Raw genomic sequence first — 1,877 nt, 5'->3', positions numbered from 1 at the left:
TTCAACTGGCGCTGGCGACGGCCGTGGTGGCGAACAACGGAATCATGTTTCGCCCCCACCTCGTCAAGTACATCACCGACAGCCGGACCGGCGAAAAAACGATGATCGAACCCGAGCCGCTGCGCGTTCTGCCGTGGAAGCAGTCGCATGTCGAGACGATCAAGCGCGCAATGGTCGGGGTCAACACGCATGGCACCGGGACGCGCGCCTTTGCCGGTGCCGGCTACGTGGCGGCGGGCAAGACCGGTACGGCGCAGGTCTTCAGCCTGAAGGGAGCGGAGTACAAGGCCTCGCGCGTGAAGAAGGAGTTGCGCGACCACGCCTTGTACATCGCTTTTGCGCCGGCCGACAAACCGCAGATCGCGCTCGCCGTCCTGGTCGAAAACGGGGGTTTCGGTGCGCAGTCGGCGGCGCCGATTGCGCGCATGGTCTTCGACTACTACCTGCTCGGCAAATGGCCCAAGGGTGTGGCCGAAGAAGACGAAGCGGAGGAGGACTAGGCGATGTCGGAAGACGCGCTGCACCGCTTGTGGCGGCGCCTGGTCGAGCATCTCGATGGCCCTTTGCTGCTGATTACCGGCGCGCTGATGCTGGTCGGCCTGAGCACCGTGTACAGCGCCACCTACGATGCGAGCAATCGCCTGGTGGCGCAAAGTCTGAACATGGCGGTCGGTCTGGCCGCGATGTGGATCGTCGCCCAGATCCCGCCGCAGAAACTGATGCGCTTCGGCGTGCCGCTCTATGTGATCGGCGTCATCCTGCTGATCCTCGTATTCGTCTTCGGGGTCAAGGTGAACGGCGCACGCCGCTGGTTATCGATCGGTTTCACCCGCGTACAGCCGTCCGAACTGCTCAAGATCGCCGTCCCGCTGATGCTCGCCTGGTACTTCCACAAGCACGAAGCCGTCCTCAAGTTTCGCCACTTCGTGGTCGCCGGTGTGCTGCTGCTCGTGCCCTTTGTCCTCATCGCCAAGCAGCCCGACCTGGGTACCGCCATCCTCGTCGGAGCCGCCGGATTCTACGTCATCTTCTTCGCTGGCCTCCCCTGGCAGGTAATCGCCGGACTCGGCGTCGCCGCAGCGAGCGCCGCACCGTTTGCCTGGACGATGCTGCGTGACTACCAGCGCAAGCGCATCCTGACCCTGATCGACCCGACGAGCGACCCGCTCGGTGCCGGTTACCACATCATCCAATCCACCATTGCCATGGGTTCGGGCGGTACCTTCGGCAAGGGCTGGCTGGAGGGAACGCAGACCCACCTGGAGTTCATCCCCGAGCGCCACACCGACTTCATCTTTGCCGTCTTTTCCGAGGAGCGCGGCCTGTTGGGCAACGCGTTCCTTGTTCTCCTCTACCTGCTGCTGATTGCCCGCGGCCTGGTGATCGCGGCCAACGCCTCGACGCTGTTTGCCCGCGTCATGGCCGGCTCGATCACCCTCAGCTTCTTCACCTACGCCTTCGTCAACATGGGCATGGTCAGCGGGATTCTGCCAGTGGTAGGCGTTCCTCTGCCTTTCATGAGCTACGGGGGGACCGCGCTGGTCACCCTGTCGATTGGCATCGGGATTCTGATGAGCATTCGCACGCACCGGATGCTGGTCAGGAAATGATCCGGCAGACCCCGCCAACGCGCGACGATCTGCCGTACCGGCGGCTGGCGACCGCTCTGCTCGCGTGCTTTCTGGCTGCCTGCGGCGGACAGCCGACGCGCTCGCCGGACGTCGCCGTGCAGCCGGGCGAGGCGGCCAGGCCGCCGGGCAAGATCGTGCGCAAGCCGGCGGTCGTGCAGAAACGCGCCGGAGCTTATTACAAGGACGACGGCCCGGCGGACGAGATTCCGGACAATCTCGACGACATTCCGGATGCCCTGCCGCGCA

2 protein-coding genes and 1 pseudogene are annotated in these 1,877 nt (G+C 64.5%); all 3 read left to right on the top strand.

Going from position 1 to position 1,877, the window contains the following annotated elements; all coding sequences use genetic code 11:
* Positions 1-500 (top strand): penicillin-binding transpeptidase domain-containing protein (locus RKP46_RS17115; protein ID WP_311107743.1); only part of this gene is annotated, 500 nt, incomplete at its 5' end.
* Positions 501-503: 3 nt separating this feature from the next.
* Entirely contained in the window at positions 504-1,610 is a 1,107-nt protein-coding gene (rodA, locus tag RKP46_RS17110) for a rod shape-determining protein RodA (protein WP_311107742.1), read from the top strand.
* Positions 1,607-1,877 (top strand): annotated as a pseudogene (locus RKP46_RS17105) (septal ring lytic transglycosylase RlpA family protein); the annotation flags it as partial. The gene rodA and the pseudogene RKP46_RS17105, both read left to right, overlap by 4 nt.

This window comes from Accumulibacter sp. (assembly GCF_031732815.1).
GTDB lineage: Bacteria > Pseudomonadota > Gammaproteobacteria > Burkholderiales > Rhodocyclaceae > Accumulibacter.
Note: the sequence above shows the minus strand (reverse complement) of the source record. Positions and strands in the feature narration are given on the sequence as shown.

Coding starts and splice junctions, on each gene's coding strand:
- rodA (WP_311107742.1), top strand. CDS start 504: ATGTCGGAAGACGCGCTGCACCGCTTGTGGCGGCGCCTGGTCGAGCAT.